Below are 23,984 nucleotides of genomic sequence, written 5' to 3' on the forward strand. Positions count from 1 at the left end.
CAAACGAATAAAGCCGATCTGAGCGGCATGCTGATTCTGGCAGTAAGTTTTATAGTCATCATTTCACCATAGAATTTAATTTAGATATAGTTTGTGCTAAAGTCCGGCTTTCATACGGCTAAAAAATAGCACAAAAAAGGAGAGCTTCTCGCTCTCCTTCAGCCTGTCGCATACGCATTTAATATCTTATTCAACCAACCCAGCCTGTTGCAGGAATTGGCGTAGCGCGGAGGCAGCCGTCTCGCGCGTTGTCGGCGCAGTTGGACGGAAGCTCTGGCCGCTGTCGCCCAGGTCGCCGCTTATGATGCCAGCCGCTGACAGCGACTTAACGCTCTCTACAGCATAGCCTGCAATACTGGCTTCATCTTTATAAGCTTTGAGCGACGGATTGGCCGTCTTTAGCTCGGTGCCCGTGAGCTGTAAGGCCCGGGCCAAAATAGCGCTCAGCTCCTGGCGGGTTACATGGGCATTTGGCGAGAATTTGCCATCGCCTGTGCCTCGAATCAGCCCAGCCTCGAATGCGGCCGCCACATCGTCTGCATACCAAGCTGCAGCGGGCACGTCCGAGAATGTGACCGAGCCGCTTGCTTGTAGGCCCAGCGACCGAACGAGCAGGGAGGTGAATTCGGCGCGCGTCAGATTGTTCTTCGGCGAGAACGTGTTTGCCGAGGTACCCTCAATGATGAACTTATTCGCCAGAGCAGTAATATCGGAAGCTGCCCAGGAGCTGGCGATGTCTTTGAATTCTACAGAACGTCCGGCCGCAGCATATACGGAGAAGCCGGGACGGCTGACCGTAACTAGCGTAGAACCGTCTGCCTGCTCTTTGACTACGGAGGCTACGGGACGGATCTTTCCGTTGGATTCGTAGAGCACGCCGGCCTGATTGGCTCCGATTTTGCCGGGAATCGTGAAGGAGCGCTTAATAAATGTGCTGCTTGGCACCTCTACAGGTTTCTTAGCGGAACCCGAAATCCAGTTTGCCTCGAAGGCTGCAGGTGAACCGATGACCGCAGCACCTGCGGCTTTGGCAGCGAATTTAGATTTGTCCGAATCTGCTTGCGCAATGATGATTTCTAATGCGGCGCCAGCAGGCGCTCCTTTCATCAGAGATACTGGAATTGCCATAGCAGAGCCTTCAAAACTTACTACTACGGTGCTCTTTGCATTCAGCTTCTGGGATAAAAGCTGAATTTGCTCAGCATTAAGCCTTACCTCGCTGCGGTGTTTATCATTGCCGGGAACGGGAATGATAACGGCTGCCGCCTCGTTGCCGACCGATTCCAGCACGGAGTTCAATTCATCATCACGGATAAGAGCCGCCGTGGAACGATTTGCATCACCGTTGACTGGAGCAATCACCACTTGCTTTAACCCTTGTTCGATGACTGCGCTGGCTGCTGCGCTAATGTCGGCAGCTTGTGGTGCTGGGATGTCAGGAACGTTCGCAGCCGGAGCAGGATTCACGCCAGGAGTTGCTCCCGGAGCACCGCTTGCACCACCCCCACCGCCACCGCCGGTGCCACTGCCTCCACCACCGCCAGTGTTGCTCGAACTAAGATCTACCCGGAAGGACGTAATGCCCTGATATAAAATCGGCTCATCGCCTTTTTTTGCTAACTCACCACTTGGTGTAAGCTGAGCTGCGACAACGTATATTTTATAAGTTCCGGTACTGAGCTGAGCAGGAGTTAGCGTTGCGTTGCCTTGCTCGTCATAAAGATAATATTTGCTGCCGATGTCCGGTATAGTATACACGCCAGGCGCAAAGCGCTGGTTTGGATCATCCATCATATCACTTGTGAAATAGCCTAAAGTCTCATCCTCCAAGCTTACAACATCAACGACATAATAGTTTGTGTCTGCCGCAGTCAATCGGAAGGTAAGGTCTGCGGTTTGCTGGCTGCTTCGTCTAGGATAAACAACCGAATGGGTAAGCTTCACTTCCTGGATTCCGAACCCATTATCGGGCAGCTTGCTGCCTACATATATGGTGAAAGGTAAATGAAGATCAGGTTTGCCAGCGCTGACCAGATTGACCTGTCCTTGATAGAAGCCTTCTTTCGCATCGTCTGCGACAGTCAAGTCGAGCCTAATGACGGAAGCCGACTTGGCAGCTGCCGTGATCGTCGTCTTATCAAGCGTGACATCTACCCCTGAACCTGCATTGTGCCACGCTATGGAAGCTTCATAGGCTACATCATAATCGGCCGTATTTTTAAGCTGCAGGTTTTTGGCGGCTACGCCTCCTGGAGCAATGATGCCGAAGCTCGCCGAGGAGTTATAATTAATGACGTTTTTCGGCGAATAATTGGTGTCCAGAATCGTTATCGGCTCCAGAGCCTGCAGCAATGCTGGCGTGCTCGTCGCCTTGCTTGCATTGACGCGCCCTGCGCCCTGCTGGTACACATCGTATAAATCGTTATTCTCATCTCTGATTACATCTGCGGTGTTGGCAAGAGCAGCCCTAATATCGAACGGTGTCCAGTCCGGATGCTGCTGCTTGAGCAGAAGCGCTAAGCCAGATACATACGGGGTAGACATACTGGTTCCGTTGTTGCGCAAATATGCCTGATCATAGGAAGCGTTTGGATCGCTTTTGCCATACGCTGGATAAGTGGACAAAATATTTACACCTGGGGCCATGACATCCGGTTTAATGCTTAAGTTGGCATCAGCGTTTGGCCCCCAGGAGGAAAAGCTGGCCAAAGTATCGCCTTTGCTAATTAAGGGTTGGTAATCTGTTCCAAAAGTAAATTGGAGCGCTAAATCCGGGTTCTCCATCATGGCTTTGACTAATTTGCGTCCTTCCGCGCCCTTCATATCAAAGGTAGGTATAAATAGAGGATTGTCGCCAAGCGTGGTGTCGATATAATCGTCTCTATCTGCGTTAGGAGGATCTAAGTCAGCATCATCCCCGTCGTTGACACCATTGAAGATTACGATTGCTTTGGCGCCGGATATGCCTGCATAAATCACTTTCTCGGTGAAGGTTAGCTTGCCGCGCGAGGCCAAAACGACTTTGCCGGCAACATCCTTGTTGGCATAGTCTGAGAGACTGCCAAGACCAACGTATACTACTTCATGCGGAACGTCACCGAGAATCTGCGCCAAATTCTCCTTGCCGCTCTCCCAGCCTATGGCACGTGGGGCGGATAAACTGTAAGTTGCAACCGTCGCCGAGACAGGGTTTCCGCTGGCATCTGTTCCAGTATGATCTACCAAAGCAGCGTCTAAATGGACTGAGTATATTTTGCTGTCGCTCGTAACGGCGCCAACGGCAATTCCCAGCTGCGAGGTTGCGGGCGAGCCCATAGAATATTGCCCTGGCCCGGCATTCCCGTTCGCAGAGACGACGATGATTCCGGACAGAACGGCATTATTAATGGCGATGGCATCCGGAGAGTTGACGTTCTTCTCAGCGTCTGAGCCTAGCGACAGGTTGATGACATCCATACCGTCCTTTACGGCCCGTTCAATGCCGTCAATAACCTGGGCGGAAGTGCCGGACGCCGTTTCGGGATCTGTCAGATCCCGTCCAAGCACTTTGTAGGCATAGAGATCGGCTTCGTAGGCAACGCCTTTTTGGGTAATGTTTGCGGACGTATTTGCCGCTCTTCCTACGAGAATGCCCGCGACGTGGGTGCCGTGAGCCGTCCCGCCGTACCCGGTTCCATAAGGATCTTCGGCTGGCGTAAGCGGGATCTCTTCATAAGGATCGTTATCGTTGTAGAAAGAGTCGTACCCGCCTTTATATGCATCTTTCAAATCAGGGTGAGTATAATCTACGCCGGTATCGACGACGCCTACTTTGAGGCCTTTGCCCGTTAATCCTTTGGCCCAAGCGGCATCAGCTCCGATTTGCTTCAGTGGAGTGTCGTCATAATTGATGGCATCTGCTGCGGTGGCGGAGGGGATCGGAAGAGCATACCAGGTGCTATTCTCCTGGATCGATTTGACGCCAGGAATCTCGGCAAGGGATGGAATTTCATTAGCAGGAATTGTTACTTCGAAGCCGTTTAATACCGTGTTGTATTGATAATTCACTTGCAAATCGATGCCTTGGTCCTTCACTTCGTTAAGGAAATCCTGCTGTTCATAGTGCACTGCAGATTCCGTCGCCTCAGCAGCAAGCGAGCGAATGCCCATACGGGCGGCGTACTTGCCAACGGCGGCAGGCTGTCCTTCGAGCTGAACAATAACACGAACCTTGTTGTGAGAGCTTGTATCGATCTGCGGCGAAATGAACGTCTCTGCGGATTCGGCTGAAGTCAATAAATCGCTGATATGCTGGGGCAGCGAATTTGCTGCCGCAGCGCTGCTTCCGCCAGGCAAAGCCCCGATCAGTAATGCAAAAGCCAGAATAACAGCAAATGATTTGCGAATCCATAAACTTTTCTTCAAATAACTCCCTCCACTTGATTAATAGATTTGATATGAATTCCAGCTTCAATTAGATGTCAGCTACCAAGTCTAAGTTGGCCCCTATACCAATCCTCCTCGCACGTAAAATGGACGAAACATCATATTTGCTAGTTTAATAGGGGAAAAATACTAAAGAAGATTTTACCATTAGTAATAGATAATTACCACGTCTCTTTAACAGGTTTCAAGAGTAGTAATTTGTATATATTTGTCACAATATCAGATATAATGGAATAACTATACAAATGGGAGGTTCGACTATAAGTTGATAGGATAGCAAGATGCGCGATTTGGATTCCTTACTTCTTGAAATCAGAGCGCGTGCGAAATACGTTTACAAATTAGAAGCGAATGCAAAATACATAACTTTTTAATATTTTCTGGAGGTATTAGATGAGCAAAAATGAACAGTCTTCTTCCGGTTACCCGATCTACCGGCACGGGCCGCGTACGAAGGAGTTTCAGCTGGCTTCGGGCGACGCAGAAGCTATGGTTAGAATTGAAGAGCATATTGAGGCGCATATTGGAAAAATAGAGGGCGTATACCATGAAATCATTTCGGATTTGGTGCATGTGGATATTTTTATAGTAGCTCCGACCCCTGAGCGGAATTATTATACGCTGGTGACCTGCGGGATGAGCAATCTGCCCATGACTGTACCGGAAGGCGCCGAAAATTTTAAATACGCCGAACTGATGATCTGTTTGCCGCCAACCTGGCAGATGACCGAAGATGCATTCCAGGACGAGAATTATTATTGGCCGGTTCGCTGCCTGAAGCAGCTGGCCAGATTTCCGCATGAATACGACACATGGCTATTCGCCGAGCATACGATCCCGAACGGCGATCCGGCCGAGCCGTATGCGCACAATACGAAGCTGTCGGGAATGATGCTTACGGTGCCTTCGGTCGTAGATAATATAGAATCTTTTTTTACGCTAACTTTCTCTGAAGATAAGGCGGTGCATTTCTTCAGCCTGCTCCCTCTGTACAAAGAGGAGATGGAACTGAAGGTAAACCGTGGGGCCGAGGCTTTATATCCTAAACTGGAAAAGGCGGGAATAAACGAAATTCTGAATCCAGCCCGCAAAAATGTTTGCAAAAAAACGTTTTGGATTTTTTAAATCTGCTATCTATAGTAGATTCCATAGTAGCATCGGCATCATGATGACTGATTTTATTAATATTAAGAAGAAGGTGTCCTGATTGGACCGTTTCCATCTTTGGGCATTAATCATTTTGATATTGTTTGCCTTTCTGTTGGCTATTGGAATTCTGATCGAGAATCTGAGCGCTGGGAGCGAACCATTGCAGCCTCCTCAATCTGAACGAGTTAAGAAGAACAATAAAAATGAGAATAAGAATAAAAAGTACCCGCCGTGGCTTCATGTTTTATTTGCCATATTGCTGCTTTCCTTCTGTTTGCGTGAGCTAGCGGGATTAGGGCTGTTAATGGTAAGCGGCCCCAAGCAGGTAAGCGGAGTAGTTACAGAAATTGAAAAGTCGAGCGGACGAGGAAAGAGTTTCCGTAATAAAGTCCATATTGGCGAAATTACAGTACATTACATTCTACCGAATGGGATCAAGAAAGGCGAGGTTTATACCATTCAGTACACTCCGCTTACATTGAGACCCATAGGGGTGAAGAAGCTTCGGTAGTCTGCGAATTAAGACGGCAAGGACGTAGAACTATCATTACAAGGGTTCTGCTCGTAGAAGGTACTGATGCTCTTGGCCATCGCCGTGATTTTCTGATCGTTGAACGGCTTTAGAAGATGCTGATAATACAGGTTGGAGCCGATGAACGCAATGAGAAAGCTTAAAATCATGACAAAGATCGTCGTGATGACGATGCGCAGATACAGCGATTTCATCGGGGCGCGACCTCCAGCTTGTAGCCTATGCCGCGCACTGTGGTAATGCTGAAATCCCGATGACTGTCCCCAAAGCGGTCGCGAAGGCGTTTGATGTGCACGTCTACCGTGCGGTCATCCCCATCGAAATCAGGACCCCATACGAGCTGAATCAGCTCTTCCCGCGTAAAAATCCGGTTCGGATAGCTAGCGAGCTGTGACAGCAAATCGAACTCTCTCATGGGGATCATGAACAGCTTGCCGTTGCTGTGCACCTCATAGCTTCGCCGGTCGATGACAGTATCATCAGCCGGATTGTCTCGGCGTTCACCATCTGATAACGGCGCAGCAATGCCTTGATGCGGAACAGAAGCTCCTTCGGCTCAAAGGCTTCGTCAAATAGTCGTCCGTTCCGACAGCGAAGCCCCTCTCTTTGTCGACCAGCTGATCTTTGGCCGTAAGCAGGATAACGGGGAAGTCGTAGTATTCCCGAATCTCCTCGCATAGCTGGTACCCGTCCTTGTTCGGCATCATCACGTCAACGATAGCCAGATGGATCTGCTGGGCGGCAAGGCGGTCAGACGCTTCCCCTCCGTCAGCAGCTTCCACGACGGAATAGCCCTCCGCTTCCAGATAAAAACGTACAAGCTCGCGAATATGCGGGTCGTCGTCGGCAATGAGAATATGTATCACGTATTATGCATCTCCTTGTCTGAACTAAGAAAGATAGAGCTGCAAAATGATAATCCAACTGCTGCCAATATACCGCAACTTCTTATCTTTTCACAGATGAGGATACAGGCATGATTGGAACAGCCTACTTATGCATCTTCATGGTAGAATAAGGCTAATCCAAACAAGATTAAAGGAGGCCCCATGCGCATGAGGATAACCGCCGCCGAAAGAACTGATTTACAGCAAATTTTGCAGCTTCAATATCAGGCTTACGAGAGTGAAGCCCATATTTATCAGGATGACCAAATCCCGCCGTTAACGCAAACGTTGGCGGATTTCATAGAAGAATCGCAGTCGCATACGATATTGAAAGCCGTTCTGGAGGACGGTATGATTATCGGTTCGGCAAGAGCCCGCGAGGGTAATGGAACATGTTATATTGGAAAAGTCATCGTCCACCCCGATTACCAGAATCGGGGGATCGGCACAGCGCTCATTCGGGAGCTTGAGCGGCTATTTGCTCACACCGCAAGATTCGAGTTGTTTACCGGACATCGGAGCGAAAGAAATCTGTACCTGTATCAGAAGCTCGGATACAGTATTTATCGCACCGAACCGGTACATGAGCGGTTAAATCTCGTCTTCCTGGAGAAACTGATGTACCAGGATGGAAGGGACGAGCTTTTAGCCGCATTCCAGGATTGGATTGCTTTTGCAGTCCAGCTGAAAGAACGGGAGGAACCTTATTGGAATCAGCCGGTCGCTCCGGGTAAATGGCCGCTGCGAGCCGTTGTCAGCCATATCATGCTGTGGGATAAATATTTCTATGAACATGCCATCGACAAGATCTATAGACAGGAGCCGCTGACCCTTCAGCATACCGACTATGATGAATTCAACCGGAAGGCGCAGTTGTACGGCGAACAGACAAGCATCACGAGTTTGGCCGAGCAGGCGATTTTCTACAGAGAGAAGATCATAGCCGCCATCCGATCATTAACGGACGAGTCCTACAATAAAGAATACATTGATGCGGACGGGCATCCGTTTTTCGTAGCGCAATATTTGAAGGATTTCATCCCGCATGACCAGCACCATATAGCCCAGATGGAGGAGAAGCATGGAGAGCAGCGTTAACCTGTTTCGGGAGGCCTGCCGTAAAGGCTGGAGCCTTGGAAAAAAGCTTCTGCGGACGATCTTTATCGTCATCATGATCTTATTTGGCGTGCTCAGTTTATTGCAAATCGCGTTCGCCCTCATCCTGTGGCTGGACTCCATCGGGACTTAAAGAACAGACAGGAGGCAAGGTCCATGAAGCATGTGATGCGTATAACCTTAATGGCCATAATCATATTCATGCTTGCCATTTCGGCAGCCTGCGCGCCAAAGCAAGCCCCAAATGCCAATCAGGGCTCGGAGGCGCCGGAGCAATCCGGGGAGCATGTCCAGCAGCCAGAGAACGGAGCAAATCCGCAGGAGAGCGGCAATAATAACAGTCACGGACAGGAGGAGGATTCTGTCCGGGACATGCTGGAACAGCTAAGTACGGCGGAGAAGATCGGCCAATTGGTTATGGTCGGCGTGGAAGGCACGGCACCGGATGATACGGCTCGCCAATTCATTGAATCCTATCATGTTGGCGGATTTATTTTCTACAAGAACAACATTAGCGATACCAAGCAGGCTGTCGGTTTCTTCAATGAGCTTAAGAAAATGAATGCGCATAACAGGGTGCCCTTATTGCTTAGCGTTGACGAAGAAGGAGGCCGGGTTTCCCGGATGCCGGAGCAATTCCAAGCGCTGCCCGCTGCGCAGACCATCGGCGCTTCCGGCAGCGCCGAACTGGCTTCCGGCCTCGGAGCCGTAGTTGGCAAAGAGCTGGCGGGATTCGGGCTGAACATGGACTTTGCCCCTGTAATGGATATCAACAGCAATCCGGATAATCCGGTGATCGGCAGCCGCTCATTCGGCAATGAGGCAAAGATCGTCAGCGAAATGGGAATTGCCATGCTGCAAGGGATCAAGCAGGAGGGAGTCATTCCTGTGGTCAAGCATTTTCCCGGGCATGGCGACACTTCGGTGGACTCCCATTTGGGCTTGCCTGTGGTCGAGCATGATATGGAGCGGCTGCGGAAGCTGGAACTTGTGCCCTTTGCTAAAGCGATTGAAGAAGGGGCGGACGTCGTGATGGTCGCTCACTTGCTGATGCCAAAGCTTGATGCCGAACAGCCCGCTTCGTTCTCTAAAGCGGTCATCCACGATGTGCTGCGTGAGGAACTGAGCTTCGAAGGCGTTGTCGTGACTGACGATATGACGATGGGAGCGATCGTAAAGCACTATGACATCGGAGAGGCGGCCGTGAAATTCATTCAAGGCGGGGGCAATATCGTACTGGTTGGACATGAGCGGGAACGGCAGCTTGCGGTAATCGATGCCCTGACTGCGGCCGTCAAGCGTGGAGATATTCCGGCAGAGGTGCTGGACGAACGGGTATACACTATTTTGAAGCTGAAAGAGAAGTACGGACTGAAGGATGATCCGGCGTCCGGCCCCGATATCGGGGCTATTAACGAAGAGATCACGGATATTTTGACCAAACATAAAATCAAGACAGTCAAATGACGCCCTCCTTGCCCTATTTTTATCAGACGCCTGTATGTCAACAATTGTAACTTTCCGGCTTCGCAGAACGTCTATAGCCTGACAGGACATAACCTGGCTGAAGGAAAGGGTTTGGACAGGAGGAGGCATCACAATTGCGTGATTGGAGAGCGCTTGGATACCCGAGCAAATGGATACTGTACCTGATTCTGTTTATCGCCACACTGATCGGCATGAGATATGTCGTACTTACGCAGCTGCCGGAAGGAGGGAGACCTCCGTATTTATTTATGCTGTGGAACACGTTTTTGGCATGGATTCCACTTGGCCTGGCGATCGTGCTGGATATGGTCAGTTTACTGAAGGGAAAGATGCTGAAGCTGTTGCTGTTCCTTGGGGGCGGGCTGCTGTGGCTGTTTTTCTATCCCAATGCCGCTTATTTGATTACGGATCTGCTGCATCCGTTTTACCGCTATCCTATTTCTTCCGGTACGGGAATTCGGTTCTGGGAGGAAAATTTGTTCTGGGATCATTTATTTACGATACTGTTCGCCGCAATGCTTGGGCTGGCCATTGCCACGGCCTCTTTAGCATCGGTTCATGCGCTCGTGCGCAAATATTTGGGAACGGTTATAGGCTGGATATTCGCTATTGCCGTTTTGCTGCTTAGCAGCTTTGGCGTATACATAGGAAGATTCATTCGCTGGAATAGCTGGGATGTGCTTCAAGACCCTGTACGTATCGTAGGCGAAACAATCATATATTTGATGGATTTCGAATATTTGCGGCATGCGATCGGCTTCTGCAAATGGATATTCCTGATTACTCTATTCTGTTATGTGGCTGCTTATTATTTTGGTATTGCCCAGCAATCGCAGAGTAACAGATAAACGTACTCAAATCTCCTCCATCTGGGTAATGAATGGTTAGTAGGATGCAAAAACCAGGCTTTATCCAGGGGGGAGCTGCGTGCAATCATGGTGGATTTGGTTAAATGTGCTGGTCATGCTTGCATTGGTCGGCATACTGTACATTCTCAACAAAAGGGTCACGAGCCGCTTTATATTGCTTGCGCCGATCGTTGTTTACGTGATCATATCCCTCGAGGACTTGTTCGGCTGGATTGATATCGCGTCACTGCTGCATTCAGAAGGGGCGCTTAGGGCACTGATCGTATTATTCGTCCTCGGCTCAGTCATTTTGTATGTTCTGTACATTTTTCGAAAAATCGCGGATACGGCCAATAACCTGGTAGGACTCAAGGTTGTGGTGATCCGCATCAGTACCACTACCCTGTCCTGTATTGTATTTTTTACGATTGTACATACTTCGATTTACAAGCTGTTCAAGGGCGGGAGCTTCCTGGGCGACAATATCGGCAGCGATACGCTGTCCCAGTTGATTACGTTCCTGTACTTCAGCGCCGCTACCTTCACAACGACGGGCTACGGGGATATTATGCCGGCGGACAATACGTCCAGGCTGGTCGTTGTTATGGAACTGTTCTTCAGCTTCGTAACCGTAGCTTACGCAATATCCATGCTGGGCGTTTTTCGGCAGATATTCAAGGAAGGGCCGGAAGCGGCTAATCATTCTGAGCCCAAGGAAGAAGGAGTAGAAGAAAGATTGTAAATGAATAGGGGGCTGAAGGCATGAGTATGTACACCAAACGGGAGTGCAGCCAAGGAATTCCCGTTCTGGAAAGTCCGCGTCTCATCTTACGCCGGATTACGCCGGAAGATTGCGAAGATCTGCATCAATACATGATTCATCCGCTAGTTCAGCGCACGATTTCGTTTGAGCCGCAGACCTTGCTGTTTCCGGCCCGGTTGTACCGTTATTTTGCGGAATGCTACGAGAGTCTCCGCGATCTCCATTGGGCTATAGAATCGAAGCAATCCCGCAGCATTACAGGGGTCTGTTCTCTGCAGCACTGGGATCGTCTCCAAGGCAAGGCCCGGCTTGGTTATTTGCTGTCTCCGGCATACTGGCGCCAGGGCTACGCGACGGAAGCTGCCAGATCTTTAATTCATTTTGGTTTTGAATCCTTGGAACTCAACCGGATTGAAGCTCGCTGTTCGCAGGCGAATCCTGCATCGGAGCGCGTTCTGCAAAAATGCGGAATGGCCTATGTCAAAGCGGTGCCGGCTGTATCGGGGAAACGAGGGGAAGAAGAGATGCTTAAGCTGTACGCGATAAACCGGGGAAATATTGCGAATTAGGTTATCAAATACATGGTTTGTTACATAAATGAAATATTACTGTGATCGTTCTCTAACAGTAAGGGGGTACACTTAATACATGACCCCCTTTTGAATATATTTGTCTTTGGAACCCAACGCCGTTCGTATGGGTTCTCTTTTTTTGCCTTCAGAACAATTTACAGTGGAACGGTTTGTTTGGTTTTGTTTTTGTAATATACCCATTCTGTGAAGCCGATTTCCTTGAGGCGGGCGGCAACGAGCTCCAGCTCGTCGGCTACGCGGGAAGGCACATGGGCATCTGATCCGAAGGTGACTTCGACCCCGAAATGCAATGCTCTCTCCAGAATGGAATCCGAGGGGTACCAGCCTCCGGACAGCTTCGTCTTGCCAGAGGTGTTGATCTCTATGGCAACGCCCTCCTCGGCAATGACCTTAAGTGTCTCATCGATCGCTTCCGCTGCGGGAATGTCCGAGAAAGCAGGATAGTTTCCCTTCATGGCATCAATATGGCCGAGAATCTGGAACATGCCGCTGCGGGCCGATTCCCGAATTAAGGCGTAATAGGCCTCTTTGTCGGCGATGCGCTGTTTCTCATTGAGCTTCTTCCAGCGATTTTTGTTGAAAATGCTGACGTTGCCGACACTGTGAACTGACCCGATGACATAATCGAACGGATACTTCGCCAGCGTTTGGCGGTAGATTTCGGCATGCTCGGGGAAAAAATCAGATTCAATTCCGAGCAGAACATCGATTTTTCCTTCGTATTCGCGTTTCAGCTGAAGGACTTCCTCGACGTAATTACTAAGCTCCTGCTTCGCCATTGCAATCTTCGGGAATGGCTGCTCCTCCGGACTGCCAAAATACGGAGTGTGATCGCTGATGCCGATAACGGACAGTCCCTCTTTGATTCCAGCCTCGATGTAATCGCGGATGTTGCCGTCGGCATGTCCGCAGCGGAAGTGGTGGGTGTGCAGATCGAATTTCATGCTGATGCTCCTTTTTTAGATTAGAATAGGTTATTCGGAACCGATGAAATGGGTTTCAGGCATACCTTTTAAATCGCCTAGGAATTGCTGCATTGCCGAATTGATATATCGGCCAGATTTATAAATGACGCCGACAGGATGGCTCGTTTCCAGCTCGGGGATGGGGACGTTGAACAGTGAACCCTGGCGGAGCTCCCGCATCACGGATTGCTTGGAAATGATCGCCGCGCCCAAATTGATTTCCACCATTCGCTTCACTTCCTCGCTGCTCGACAGCTCCACGACGATTTCAGGCTCTATGGCATGCTTGCGGAAGACCTCGTCGACGAAGCGTCTGCCTACGGTATCTGGAGACAGCATGATCATGGGAACCTCTTTCAGCATGTCCAGCGTGGGGAATTTCGCCTGAGCCAAGGGGTGAAGCGGAGATACGACGAGAGCGAACGTATCGTAATACAGTACGGACGCATGAACCTGTGGGTTATTCTCGATCAAATAGCCGATGCCGATATCAACGAGACCTTGCTCGACATTTTGATAAATTTGCGAGGAGGGCATAGATTGAATCGTCGTTTTGATCAGAGGAAATTGATCTTGGAAATAGGATAGAATCCGCGGCAAAATTTGTATGGCGATCGAAGTGGTCGTGCCTAGCACGATATGTCCCTGCGGGATATGCTCCATATCGGACAGCTTCTGCTTCAGCTCTTCGACAATATCAAGGATAGCCTCGGCACGCTCCAGAAATACCTGTCCGCGATCAGTCAATTTCACAGGCTGATTGCGGTCGACAAGCACTGTATTGAACTCGTCCTCCAGGCTTTTGATTTGCGCGGAAACTGCGGGTTGAGTCAGGTTGAGCATTTCCCCCGCCTTGCGAAAACTTTTGGTCTTGGAAATCATAAGCAGCGTTTCCAGTTGGCTTATGTTCATCCGAACTCTCCTTTCGCAGCTGTTTGCCAGCTTATTTTGATGCCACGATGGCGAACATGTTCATTTCATTAATTATAGGGGATGATCCCTTCATAACGCAATGCAAGGCATTTACCTCTCGGGAAATCGACGGCAGAAAGGATAAAAATGTATAATCGAACAAATTGCATTATTCGATTTTTAATGACTTATTGGTAGGAATAAAGTATAATGTTGTACAAGCGAAAAAACGGGACTTTTGTAATGAATTAATTACTTCCAAGTGTAAAGGGGCGCATAAATAGTGAAAGCGGAAGTGATAAATCCTTTTCTGGAATCCGCACGGTCGGTTATTGAGCAGGTTATTCAGGTTTCACCTTCTACGGGAAACCTTGGAGTCAAGGACATTATTCCAAAGCATGACCATATATGGATACAAATCGGCATGACCGGGCACTACAGCGGCATGGTCGTGTTCGGCCTACAAGAGACAGTCGCTTTGCGGATCGTCTCGGCCATGATGGGCGGATTTGTACTTACTGAAATGGACGAAATGGGTCAAAGTGCGATTTCAGAGCTTGGCAACATGATCAGTGGAAATGCCAGCACGATATTATCAAACCAAGGCTACACCGTCGACATCACTCCTCCTCAAGTCATCAAGACCGACACAGCCATGAATGACGCAACCCCTCGCAAAGCTTTATGTATCCCACTATTGATGGATGGCATCGGAGAACTGGATATTCAAGTCATGATCTCTTAGAATAAGAATAGCGTTTACGGAACCGGGAACTAGCTCTGAAATTGCGTGATTTTTGGATGCTGGTTCTTTATTTCTGTCCGGGCAATCTATTTGGAAGAGAGAGGACGTTAACCATGTCGTTAAAAAATCAGGTCGTTGTCGTTACGGGAGCTTCAAGCGGAATAGGAGCATTGACGGCCAGAATGCTGTCGGAGCGGGGCGCGGACGTCATCCTGGCAGCTCGCTCGGCCGATAAGCTGGAGAAGATCGGAGCGGAGCTTCGAGGCTCTTTCAAGCTGCTGACGATGGATGTAGGGGACGACCTGTCCGTGGCTGACGGTTTTCAAGAAATTCTCGCACAGTATGGCCGGGTGGACTGCTTGTTGAACAATGCCGGCTACGGCAAATTTACATATTGCGACGAAATGCCGCTTGCAGAATTTTCCGCCATGATGAACGTAAATTACATGGGGGTCGTAAGATGCACCAAGGCCGTGCTTCCTTATATGAAGGAGGCACGCTCCGGACGGATCGTCAACGTCGCTTCCCTTGCGGGCAAGCTGGGCACAGCGAAATCGACAGCCTATGCGGCCACGAAGCATGCCGTCCTGGGCTTCAGCAGCGCGCTTCGTCAGGAGGTCCGGGAATATGGCATTAAAGTAACAACAATCAATCCAGGGCCGATCGACACTCCGTTTTTTGATTTGGCTGACCCTACCGGTCATTATGTGAACAACGTGAAAGGGCTCATGCTTAAGCCGGAACGGGTCGCGAGAGCGATTGTCGCTGCCGTGGAGAAAGGGCCGGTGGAAGTGAATATGCCATGGGCCTTCGGAGCGGGCGCGAAGTTGTATCAGCTGTTTCCACGTCTTGCGGATATGCTGAGCTACCGGATGTTAAATAAGAAATAGAAGTTGGACCGGCTGGATTCAGCCGGTTTTTTTTAAGGCTTTCGGAGCCTGGAATAAAAATCATGGCGAATTTGGTGGGATTTGCTGTTATCGCATATAATGAAAGATATGACTTTTACGTGAGGATGAACAGAGATGAATACGACAAGTTTTGCTGGATTAGGTATCGAGGAGCCGCTGCTGTCCAGATTGGCGGAATACGGCATTAACGAGCCGTCGCCAGTACAGGCGGAGAGCATTCCTGCAGCGCTGAGCGGCCGCGATGTGCTGGCCCAGTCACAGACAGGAACGGGAAAGACGCTGGCTTATTTGCTGCCAGTACTGCAAAAGATGAATACCACGGAGAAGACGCTGCAGGGAATCGTGCTGGCGCCGACCCAGGAGCTGGCGATGCAAATTTACCGTGAAGCCGAGAAATATGGCGAGACCCTGGGCGTAGGTGTCCAAGCCCTGATCGGCGGGGCGTCGATCAAACGGCAGCTGGAGCGGCTGAAGCAGCACCCGCAGCTTGTAGTCGGAACGCCGGGACGAATCCGCGAAATCCTGGCTTTGCGCAAGCTGAAGTTGCATACGGTTCGCATGGTTGTTGTCGATGAAGTGGATCAAATGTTTCAGCTTGGCGGGACAGCTGACGTGGAGCATATTTTGCGGGGAACGCTGCGGGAACGGCAGCTGATGTTCCTGTCGGCCACGATCAATGGAGAAATCAGGAATCTGGCCGGAAAGGAGATGACCGACCCGGTAGAGATCGGTATCGAACCCGAGCAGCGTACCGCCAAAAGCCTGGAGCATATTTATTTTCTGACGGAGGAACGCGATAAAATCGATATGCTGCGCCGAATCATCCGGCATTATGATCCGTCCCGGACGATCGTGTTCATTAATCATACGGACAATATTGCCGAAGTCGAGGCGAAGATCAATTACGTCGGCCTTAACGCCGGAGCATTGTACGGGGATGCCGACAAAACGGTTCGGGCCGCAACGCTGCGCCGTTTCCGCGAAGGGAAAATCCGCGTTCTAATCGCCAGTGATATTGCAGCCCGCGGACTGGATATCGAAGAGCTTGAACTTGTTGTCAATCTTGACCCTCCGCCGGACACGGAGTATTACGTGCACCGCGTTGGCCGAACGGGCCGGATGGGGCGCAAGGGGCTGGCCGTATCGATCATTTCCCCTAAAGAAGAGTTCATTATTCGCAAATTTGCGAGGGAGCTGAGAATTACGATTTCCGCTCGGGAAATGTATGCAGGCAAAGTCATTGAGCCGGATGCGTCCTCCGGCGGGCGAAGCAAGGCCACTCCAGGGAAAGGCCGGGTTTCAGGCTTATCCGGACAAGGTACAGCTAAATATAGTGGTGCCAAGGAGGGGACTGCCAAACGAACGCCAGCTGTACGAGCAGCCAAGGGGAGAGAGATTGTATCCGGGAATGCCTCCGGCAGCACCGGGGGGGCAAAACGGGCCGGCACAGGAGCGGTAAAAGGGAACCGCATGAATGGCGGGAGAAAAAATGACCGGGAACAGGACCGCAAGAACAAAGGCGCTCCCCGGTGGCTGAAAGAGAAGCGGAACAAAGAATAGGAATCAAGCAAACAGTATTGAAGAAAATGGATGCATTAAGCATTAAGCATTAGGCGTTAAGAATTGAGGATTGGGGGGAACGGTTGTGAGTGAAACGCCCGTTTTGCAGGTAGAAGAACTAAGCGGGGGCTACAGCATCGGTCGTCCTGTGCTGCATGACATTCAATTTGATGTGCAGCCTGGTGAGATGGTCGGCCTGATCGGGCTGAACGGTGCGGGCAAAAGCACGACGATGAAGCATATTTTGGGATTGATGACGCCACATCAGGGCGGCGTCGTCATTCAAGGCAAGACGCGCAGCGAGGAGCCAGAGGCTTATCAATCCTCTTTGGCTTTTGTGCCAGAGTCGCCCCTGTTGTATGAAGAGCTGACGGTAAGAGAGCATTTGGAGTTCGCGGCCAGAGCCTACAATGTGGAGCAGAAGGATTATGAGGAGCGATCACAGCGGCTGCTCAAGCTCTTCCATATGGAGGAGAAGGCGGACAGCCTGTCGATGCATCTATCCAAAGGTATGAAGCAGAAGGTCATGATCATGTGCGCTTTCGTCGCCCGGCCTCCGCTCTACATTATTGATGAGCCGTTTTTGGGACTGGATCCGCTGGGCATTCGCTCCCTGCTGGATTTCATGATGGAGATGAAAGAGAGCGGGTCTTCGATTCTGCTCAGCTCGCATATTTTATCGACGATTGAAAATTATTGCGACCGGTTTATCGTACTTCACAAAGGCAGAGTCATCGCCCAAGGGACCCTGAATGAAATCGCCGAGCAGGTCCAGATGCCGGGCGCATCGCTTGAGAACATGTTCTATGCCTTGGTCAAGGATGGGGAATAAGAGATGGAACTGAGGGCGCTGCGCAGCCGGCGCAAATCAACGTTCTGGGGTCAGATCATCCCTTACCTGCCTTATGTATTTCAAAGTGGAGTCGCGGTCGTGCTCCTCATATTGTGCATTGTATTCTCGGCATGGTACACATCATTCCTTCAGGCGCTGCCTCCGGACTTGCCCGTCCGCTGGATTATGCTGCTTCTGCTTGGGCCGCTGACGGTATATTCCGGGTTTCGAACCTATGTGCAGCCGGCGGATGTCGTTTTCCTGCTGCCGCAGGAATCGAAAATGCAGCAATACTTGTCTCCGGCGTATTTTAGCGGGGTAATTTACAAGCTGCTCGGACTCTTTCTGATCGCCGTTACGGCATGGCCGATGTATGCCAGAAGTGGGGAAGCTGCCGTTCCGTTATGGGCGCTGCTGCTCGTTCTGCTGCTCCTGAAGGTGCTAAGCGCCTACGGAGCCTGGCAGGAGATTCGAATTTCGACGTCCCGGGCCAGAATGGGCTATCGTCTGCTCCGCTGGTGCTTTATTCTGCTCATGCTTGCGGCGTGGATTTGGCTGCCCGAATGGTGGAAGAGCCTGCTGTTCATGCTGCTGCTGGGCGCGAATTATGTTCTTGCACTGCGTTTTCCGATGAAGCATGCTGTCGCTTGGGAGAACTTGATTGCTAACGAGAAGGCGGGAGCAGCCCGGACGATGACGATTCTCGGCTGGTTTGTGGAGATACCGGCGGAAGGACAGAAGGTCGTTCGCCGCCGCTGGCTTTCAATGGTGGGGAACCGGATTCCCTGGAAGCCGGGAACCTCGTATCGTTATTTGCTGACGAAGACCTTTGTCAGAAGTGAACTGCTAGGCATCGTCACCCGTTTAACGCTGCTGGGGCTGCTGATCGTATATTGGACGGGACACTCCTGGATCGGGGCAGCGGTTTACCTGTTTTTTATTTTCATTATTGGCACACAGCTTTCCGCGCTTCGCTATGTCCACCGGGATTCTCCGGCTGCTTCCTATTATCCGATTATGCAAGGGGTAAGGATGAAGGAAGTGCTGCGGCTGATTACGCGGCTGCTGTTTGTTCTGGCGGTTATTCTATGGCTGCCTCTGCTCGCGGCTGCCGCAGGCTCCGGTTCAAGTCTGCTGATTACCTTAGGCGGACTGGTCGCTGGCGTGCTGCTTGTGCTGCTGCTTCGCGCGAACTGGACCCGGAAATGGAGCAGCCTGGAAGAGGATGAGTAGAAGCATTAAATAGGTTTCGCTTAACGGCAAAACGCCCTGCAGCTGCAGGGCGTTTTGTATTCCATTCAAAGAGTCGTGGATCAAAAAATAAAGGCACGGCTCACAATGACTAACAAAATAAATAGTACGAGGATCACGCCTGTGCTGGTCCCAAATCCAAACCCGCCACAGCTGCCACAACCGCCTCTTACTCCGTCGCTCATATACATTCCCCTTTCCACACTGACATGGTGTAAATGTCTACATCGTATTGTATGTCAGGGGGTCTTAGCATGCTTGGGCGATTGCGCAGATTTCAGAACATGATATTAGCCTTTCAAGTCCAGTACGGCTTTGTAAATAATGTCGAACAGTTCTTCCAGGTTCTCTTCGGCAATGCAGGAGAAGGCGACGCGCAGATCGTGATCGCCAAGGGCGATAGTTCCGACGCCATATTCCTGAAGCAAGCGTTGACGAACCTCCTCTGCCTGAACCCCCTTCAGCTTAAGACACATGAAGTAGCCCGAGTTGAACGGGTAGTATTCCCACACATCAGCGTACTTTTCGCTGTCGAGCAGCGATTTTACCTTGTTGGCGCGGCCTTTCATAATATGGAACTTCTCTTCCTTCTGCCCATCGAATTCCGGCGACTTCAGCGCATGAAGGATAAATGTTTGCGACGGGTGAGAGCAGCTCGAGACGGTGGCGCGGATAATGCCGAGCGTTTTCTGCTCCAGAGCCGCAAGAACCTCCCTGCTCTCTGCTGCAAAGGTGATGAAGCCAACACGGAATCCCCAGACGTATTCCTCTTTGGTGGCGCCGTCCACTTTTACCGGTAAAATGCGCGGGTGGAGTCCGGCAAGCTTGCCGAAGAGCGATTCGGACAGGGAGTCCTCAAAAAATAGCCCAAAGTAGGCGTCATCCGTAACGACCACGACGTTGATGCCCGCTTCCGCTGCTTCCTGGATGGCGGCGACGATCTGTTCTCCTTCTTTGGCACCCGGCGTGTAGCCGGTCGGATTGTTCGGGAAATTAAGAACAACAACGGCTTTGCCTTTGTCTTTTTGCGCAAGAAGAGACTCGCGGAGACCCTCGCTGTTGAATTTCATATCGTCCGTGAACAGTGGATAGTTCACGATGTCAGCATGACGGCGGATGCCGAAAGTCAGCTCATAGTTCTCCCAATTTTTGTCCGGATAAATCACGGCGTCCCCCTCATCAACGAACAGGTCCGCAACGATGCTAAGCCCATGCGTCAACGCATTGGTTACTACGGGATTGCCGAAGCTTTTGCCGTCCAGGGAAGGATTCTCGCGGATCATCTTCTCGCGCCAGACGCTCCTAAGCTCGGGTTTGCCGGCAGGGGGAGCGTAGGGGTACAAATCCTGCGGCTTATAGGCGGACAAGTTGTCCTGAATGACAGCAAGATGCATCGGGCCGCCGTTCTCCGTGGCAATTCCGATCGTGGCATTGAACTTCTTTGCAAGGCTGGAGGCTTCCGCAGATTGGCTGAGTATTCCTTCCTTCGGAAAATAAATCTCCTTGCCCAGCGTGGACAACATATCGTATAAATGGGCGTTACCTGCTTTAAGACTTTCGTTCAACTGCTCCGCAAGTGGATTCATTGCGTAATCATCCTTCCGATCAGTTTGATATAATGGTTAGCTTCCGAATTTACTGCCTAACATTATATCACTTTGACTGTATGGAGTCGATGGATTTCATCTTAGCTCCCGGCATGATGAGGACAGTATTTATGCATCAGCTCTACGGTCTCCTCGTCTAACTCCCCGCCTCTCTTCTGAAGCCCTTGAAGAACATTGTCGAATTTATGGTCATTCAGGTTTTGTCCGAACTTGAATTTGGCGCTGATCTCCTCCGGGACGATACGAAACAATGCGACCGCCTTCAATTGCCCGGCATACTGCGGGTCTTCCGGATCGATAGGCTCGTATCCGCCTTCTGGCTGGAGCTTCTCCATGAACAGCGTGAAGGCATCGGCCTTTTCCCGCAAATCGCTTACGGCTTCGGCATGCCCCCGAACCATGACGCTTTTGAAATAGGCAGAGGCTGGACAAGCCAGCTGCGGATCAGTGAAGTAGGATGGAATAATCGCATATTCCTTGGCTACCGTGAAGCTGACTTGCGGATTTGCCTTTAAATGCTTCATTTTCTCTCCAGCGAGACTGCCGTGGAAATAAAAATAGCCGTCCCCATATACAAAATTCAAAGGTGTAACCCGGCAAGCGCCGTCGCTGCCCACGGTTCCAAGAAAGCCGAAGCTCATCTCCCGCAGGAATTCGGCAATTTCCTGCTTGTTTTCGCTCATCGAAAATTCTTTTCTTCTCATCATCCAATTTTCCCTCCATACTTGTGTCTATTAGCAGTTTCAACTTAGTTTAGGGGCTCGATTGACAATAAAAAAGAACCAATTTACATTAAAATTATTGGTCCACTTTACGGAGAGAGGTTGTTAGCCGTGGATTTTATTTTACCGATGGAGAAGCACAGCAAGCTGTATCGCTATAAATATTTGGCGCTTTATCATGCGCTGCGCGAGGCCATTCACGAAGGCACCCTTCCCGAGGGGACCCGTCTCCCCTCTACGCGTGAATTAGCCGCGCTTTATGGCGTATCCCGAGGCAGTGTCTCCCAGGCCTACGATATGCTGCACGGCGACGGTTATATTCGGTCGGCTGCGGGGAGCGGCACTTATGTGTCCGGTGCGGCTCCCCGGTTAGCGGAGGGGCCCCGCAGAGGCGCGGCGATCGAACTGTCGGCATGGGGACGGACCCTATCGGGCCCGCTGTCTGGGACGGAGAAGGCGCGCCCCGATACGAGCGGCATGATCTCATTTACTGACGCCGGCCCCTCTCTAGATTTATTTCCGCTTGCCGAGTGGAAGAGTGCGATTGCCGCCGCGGTCCGGGAAGAGCTCGATGCCTCCGCTCTGATGCTCGAGGACGCGGCTGGCGATATCGAGCTGCGCGAGGCGATCGCGGCTCATCTGCGGCGCAGCCGCGGCATTGCGGCAGATGCGGAGCACATCTGCCTGTTCAATGGCTCCATGCAGGCGCTTGCGCTCCTGACCCAGCTTCTGCTGGGTCAGGGCGAGCCGGCGGTACTGGAGAACCCGTGTTACACGGGGATCTCCAGAGCCGTCGCCGCCTGCGGAGGCATCGCCGTCCCCGCACCGGTGGACGGCGATGGCATCGTGCCGCGCGATTGGGACGCGCGGCTGCTGTTTGTGACGCCGGGTCGGCAGTTCCCGACCGGCGCAGTGCTGTCCCCGGCGCGGCGCCGGGAACTGCTCGCGTGGGCGGCGCGGCGGAACGCTGTCATCATCGAAGATGATTATGACAGCGAGTTTCGCTTCGCGGGCCGCCCGCTGGAGCCGCTGAAGGCACTCGACCGCGAGGAACGGGTCGTGTACGTCGGCTCCTTCTCCAAGACGATGTTCGCCGCGCTGCGCATCGGCTACGCTGTGCTGCCGCCCAGCCTCGTCCAGCCGGCAATCCGCGCCAAGGCGCTGTACGAGCCGGTATCGCCAGCGAGGCTGGAGCAGCGCGCGCTGGCCCGCTTCATGCGGCGCGGCGAGTATGCCCGCCACCTGCGGAGGATGCGCCGCTACTATGGGGAGAAGCATGAATGGTTCCGGGCGCTGATGCAAAAGCACGCCGGGGAGCTGTTTGAGCTACATCCCTCGGATGCAGGCCTGCACATTTACGCGCGCTGGCGCGGCCTGGCGGAGGATTACGAGCTATTTCGCGAAGCGGCGATCGCGGGCGGCGTGCAATTCCGGGATACTGCCGATTACCAATTGGAAACGGGAGCTCCTGCGGCCTGCTTCAGCTTCGCTCACCTGGATCAAGAGCAGATGAAGGAAGGAATCCGGCGAATGGCGGATGTGTGGAAAGTTATTTTAAGCAGGCGCAAGTAAGCGATATAATATAGCTAGAAATGGCCTGTAGGGATATTCTGACTCAGGAGGGAAAGGACATGCTCCACGTATCACCATCCTCGATTATATTGAAGCCGGCTTTTGCCAAAATCGTTTGCGAGCCGGGCTGGAAATGGCATAAGCGGGATAAGCCGCTTGCGAATTACGATTTATTCTATGTGTGGAGCGGAGAAGGTACGGTCACTTTGAATGACCAGCCGATCCCCGTCACCAAAGGAAGCTGCTTTTTATTCCGGCGCGGCGACCACACCTACGCTACGCATAATCCGCAGCGCCCGCTAGTGTTGACCTATATTCATTTTGACCTGAGCGAGCCCGTTACCGAGGTGCCGAATCCTTACCGCAAGCTTGAGGATACGCTTGATTTTGAATACTTGCTGTCGCGTTATGTGCGCCTTTTCCTACTTAAAGCGTACGCCTTCGAGCAAGAGGCCCAGCTGATTCTCAAGCAGCTGCTGATTCATTTGTTGCGCGAGGAGCGATATGTTCCCGTAGAGAAAAAGGTCAGCAATCAGCTGGCCGAAATCATTCTGGAGGCCGCCAATTACGTTGTGCAGCACCCGGGCCTGCCGCATAAAGTAGAAAGCTTGTCAGCACGCGCCGGGCTCTCGCCAAGATATTTTTCCTTGAAATTCAAGGAGCTGATCGGCATGCCGGTTCAGGCCTACATCATTAAATCAAGAATCGACCGGGCCCAGCACCTGCTGCTGCATGCAGGGATGAATGTCACCGAGGTGGCTGATGCGCTAGGATATAAAGATATCTTTTTCTTTAGCCGCCAATTCAAGCAGCATACCGGAAAAAGCCCTTCTGAAATCAGATAAGGGAAAAATTAAAGAGGGAATGTGTTTCAACTGCCTCCGTTTCGGGTAAATCATTTTAGCTTTGCGGCTAGAAGGAGGTGATTCTTAATGGGACAAAGACGGCGGATTCGCAGCCGTCAGTGTTTGGTGGCTGGCGGCAACATTTTTCGAAATCGCATACGTCGAATCCGGGTATCCGGTCATGAAGGATATCATTGGTTCTGATTATTATAGCTGAATATAACATTGATCATAGAAGCAGCGGCTTGCGGAAGCCGGCTG

General features: G+C 51.3%; 23 protein-coding genes and 1 pseudogene. 16 read left to right on the plus strand and 8 right to left on the minus strand.

Translation table 11 applies throughout. The annotated features are described in order from the left end of the window. Nucleotides 1-186: 186 nt before the first annotated feature. Complete coding sequence (locus QNH46_RS06625) at nucleotides 187-4,404, minus strand: S8 family serine peptidase (protein ID WP_283927414.1); 4,218 nt, start codon at nucleotides 4,402-4,404, stop codon at nucleotides 187-189. Between the two features lie 315 nt (nucleotides 4,405-4,719). Between QNH46_RS06625 and QNH46_RS24565 the strand changes: the two genes are divergently transcribed. The 3 genes from QNH46_RS24565 (at nucleotide 4,720) to QNH46_RS06635 (ending at nucleotide 6,085) form a co-directional block, all read left to right on the plus strand. Next, nucleotides 4,720-4,770: a hypothetical protein gene (locus tag QNH46_RS24565; protein WP_430691923.1), complete on the plus strand. Its 51-nt coding sequence runs from the start codon at nucleotides 4,720-4,722 to the stop codon at nucleotides 4,768-4,770. Between the two features lie 48 nt (nucleotides 4,771-4,818). Next, complete coding sequence (locus QNH46_RS06630) at nucleotides 4,819-5,550, plus strand: suppressor of fused domain protein (protein ID WP_283927415.1); 732 nt, start codon at nucleotides 4,819-4,821, stop codon at nucleotides 5,548-5,550. A gap of 82 nt (nucleotides 5,551-5,632) precedes the next feature. Further along, nucleotides 5,633-6,085: a hypothetical protein gene (locus tag QNH46_RS06635; protein ID WP_283927416.1), complete on the plus strand. Its 453-nt coding sequence runs from the start codon at nucleotides 5,633-5,635 to the stop codon at nucleotides 6,083-6,085. 8 nt (nucleotides 6,086-6,093) lie between these two features. Here QNH46_RS06635 and QNH46_RS06640 read toward each other — a convergent pair whose 3' ends face one another. Together QNH46_RS06640 and QNH46_RS06645 are read right to left on the minus strand one after the other, a co-directional pair. Next, nucleotides 6,094-6,300: a hypothetical protein gene (locus QNH46_RS06640; protein ID WP_430691886.1), complete on the minus strand. Its 207-nt coding sequence runs from the start codon at nucleotides 6,298-6,300 to the stop codon at nucleotides 6,094-6,096. Continuing rightward, nucleotides 6,297-6,972, minus strand: a pseudogene (locus tag QNH46_RS06645) (response regulator transcription factor). Before QNH46_RS06645 ends, QNH46_RS06640 begins: the two are co-directional and overlap by 4 nt. Before the next feature lie 189 nt (nucleotides 6,973-7,161). Between QNH46_RS06645 and QNH46_RS06650 the strand changes: the two are divergent. The 6 genes from QNH46_RS06650 to QNH46_RS06675 all read left to right on the plus strand — a co-directional run bounded on the left by QNH46_RS06650 (nucleotide 7,162) and on the right by QNH46_RS06675 (nucleotide 11,777). Then, a complete protein-coding gene (locus QNH46_RS06650) occupies nucleotides 7,162-8,091 on the plus strand; it encodes a GNAT family N-acetyltransferase (protein WP_283927417.1) in 930 nt (309 codons plus the stop codon). Then, nucleotides 8,075-8,242, plus strand: a complete 168-nt coding sequence (locus QNH46_RS06655; RefSeq protein WP_283927418.1) for a hypothetical protein — start codon at nucleotides 8,075-8,077, stop codon at nucleotides 8,240-8,242. Before QNH46_RS06650 ends, QNH46_RS06655 begins: the two co-directional genes overlap by 17 nt. A 23-nt stretch (nucleotides 8,243-8,265) precedes the next feature. Beyond that, on the plus strand, nucleotides 8,266-9,576 hold the full coding sequence (gene nagZ / locus QNH46_RS06660) for a beta-N-acetylhexosaminidase (protein WP_283927419.1): 1,311 nt from the start codon (nucleotides 8,266-8,268) through the stop codon (nucleotides 9,574-9,576). A 134-nt stretch (nucleotides 9,577-9,710) separates the two neighbouring features. Further along, the gene (locus tag QNH46_RS06665) at nucleotides 9,711-10,445 is read left to right on the plus strand and encodes a DUF1361 domain-containing protein (protein WP_283927420.1); all 735 of its coding nucleotides are present in this window, start codon (nucleotides 9,711-9,713) and stop codon (nucleotides 10,443-10,445) included. A 79-nt stretch (nucleotides 10,446-10,524) separates the two neighbouring features. After that, entirely contained in the window at nucleotides 10,525-11,187 is a 663-nt protein-coding gene (locus tag QNH46_RS06670; RefSeq protein WP_283927421.1) for an ion channel, read from the plus strand. 20 nt (nucleotides 11,188-11,207) lie between these two features. Next, complete coding sequence (locus QNH46_RS06675) at nucleotides 11,208-11,777, plus strand: GNAT family N-acetyltransferase (RefSeq protein WP_283927422.1); 570 nt, start codon at nucleotides 11,208-11,210, stop codon at nucleotides 11,775-11,777. A 158-nt stretch (nucleotides 11,778-11,935) separates the two neighbouring features. Here QNH46_RS06675 and QNH46_RS06680 read toward each other — a convergent pair whose 3' ends face one another. Together QNH46_RS06680 and QNH46_RS06685 are read right to left on the minus strand one after the other, a co-directional pair. Continuing rightward, complete coding sequence (locus QNH46_RS06680) at nucleotides 11,936-12,745, minus strand: histidinol-phosphatase (RefSeq protein ID WP_283927423.1); 810 nt, start codon at nucleotides 12,743-12,745, stop codon at nucleotides 11,936-11,938. 30 nt (nucleotides 12,746-12,775) lie between these two features. Continuing rightward, nucleotides 12,776-13,678, minus strand: a complete 903-nt coding sequence (locus QNH46_RS06685) for a LysR family transcriptional regulator (RefSeq protein WP_213589307.1) — start codon at nucleotides 13,676-13,678, stop codon at nucleotides 12,776-12,778. A gap of 283 nt (nucleotides 13,679-13,961) precedes the next feature. Between QNH46_RS06685 and QNH46_RS06690 the strand changes: the two genes are divergently transcribed. The 5 genes from QNH46_RS06690 to QNH46_RS06710 all read left to right on the plus strand — a co-directional run bounded on the left by QNH46_RS06690 (nucleotide 13,962) and on the right by QNH46_RS06710 (nucleotide 18,959). Next, a complete protein-coding gene (locus tag QNH46_RS06690) occupies nucleotides 13,962-14,423 on the plus strand; it encodes a chemotaxis protein CheX (protein ID WP_283927424.1) in 462 nt (153 codons plus the stop codon). A 113-nt stretch (nucleotides 14,424-14,536) separates the two neighbouring features. After that, nucleotides 14,537-15,313: an SDR family NAD(P)-dependent oxidoreductase gene (locus tag QNH46_RS06695; protein WP_283927425.1), complete on the plus strand. Its 777-nt coding sequence runs from the start codon at nucleotides 14,537-14,539 to the stop codon at nucleotides 15,311-15,313. A 135-nt stretch (nucleotides 15,314-15,448) separates the two neighbouring features. After that, nucleotides 15,449-16,894 carry a DEAD/DEAH box helicase gene (locus tag QNH46_RS06700; RefSeq protein ID WP_283927426.1) on the plus strand — a complete coding sequence of 482 codons (1,446 nt, stop codon included), beginning with the start codon at nucleotides 15,449-15,451 and terminating at the stop codon, nucleotides 16,892-16,894. 85 nt (nucleotides 16,895-16,979) lie between these two features. Further along, nucleotides 16,980-17,726 carry an ABC transporter ATP-binding protein gene (locus tag QNH46_RS06705; protein WP_283927427.1) on the plus strand — a complete coding sequence of 249 codons (747 nt, stop codon included), beginning with the start codon at nucleotides 16,980-16,982 and terminating at the stop codon, nucleotides 17,724-17,726. 3 nt (nucleotides 17,727-17,729) lie between these two features. Beyond that, nucleotides 17,730-18,959 (plus strand): ABC transporter permease, encoded by a 1,230-nt coding sequence (locus QNH46_RS06710; protein ID WP_283927428.1) that lies wholly within the window; start codon nucleotides 17,730-17,732, stop codon nucleotides 18,957-18,959. Between the two features lie 80 nt (nucleotides 18,960-19,039). Here the strand turns inward: QNH46_RS06710 and QNH46_RS06715 are convergent, their stop codons facing one another. The 3 genes from QNH46_RS06715 to QNH46_RS06725 form a co-directional block, all read right to left on the minus strand. Beyond that, nucleotides 19,040-19,162 carry a YjcZ family sporulation protein gene (locus QNH46_RS06715; protein ID WP_283927429.1) on the minus strand — a complete coding sequence of 41 codons (123 nt, stop codon included), beginning with the start codon at nucleotides 19,160-19,162 and terminating at the stop codon, nucleotides 19,040-19,042. 105 nt (nucleotides 19,163-19,267) lie between these two features. Then, entirely contained in the window at nucleotides 19,268-20,563 is a 1,296-nt protein-coding gene (locus QNH46_RS06720) for an aminotransferase class I/II-fold pyridoxal phosphate-dependent enzyme (protein ID WP_283927430.1), read from the minus strand. Nucleotides 20,564-20,664: 101 nt separating this feature from the next. Then, nucleotides 20,665-21,288 carry a pyridoxamine 5'-phosphate oxidase family protein gene (locus QNH46_RS06725; protein WP_283928366.1) on the minus strand — a complete coding sequence of 208 codons (624 nt, stop codon included), beginning with the start codon at nucleotides 21,286-21,288 and terminating at the stop codon, nucleotides 20,665-20,667. Nucleotides 21,289-21,417: 129 nt separating this feature from the next. Here QNH46_RS06725 and pdxR point away from each other — a divergent pair, with 129 nt between their 5' ends. Beyond that, complete coding sequence (gene pdxR, locus QNH46_RS06730; protein WP_283927431.1) at nucleotides 21,418-22,878, plus strand: MocR-like pyridoxine biosynthesis transcription factor PdxR; 1,461 nt, start codon at nucleotides 21,418-21,420, stop codon at nucleotides 22,876-22,878. Between the two features lie 59 nt (nucleotides 22,879-22,937). Then, complete coding sequence (locus tag QNH46_RS06735; RefSeq protein WP_283927432.1) at nucleotides 22,938-23,723, plus strand: AraC family transcriptional regulator; 786 nt, start codon at nucleotides 22,938-22,940, stop codon at nucleotides 23,721-23,723. Nucleotides 23,724-23,984 lie beyond the last annotated feature (261 nt).

This window comes from Paenibacillus woosongensis (assembly GCF_030122845.1).
Taxonomy (GTDB): Bacteria; Bacillota; Bacilli; order Paenibacillales; family Paenibacillaceae; genus Fontibacillus; species Fontibacillus woosongensis_A.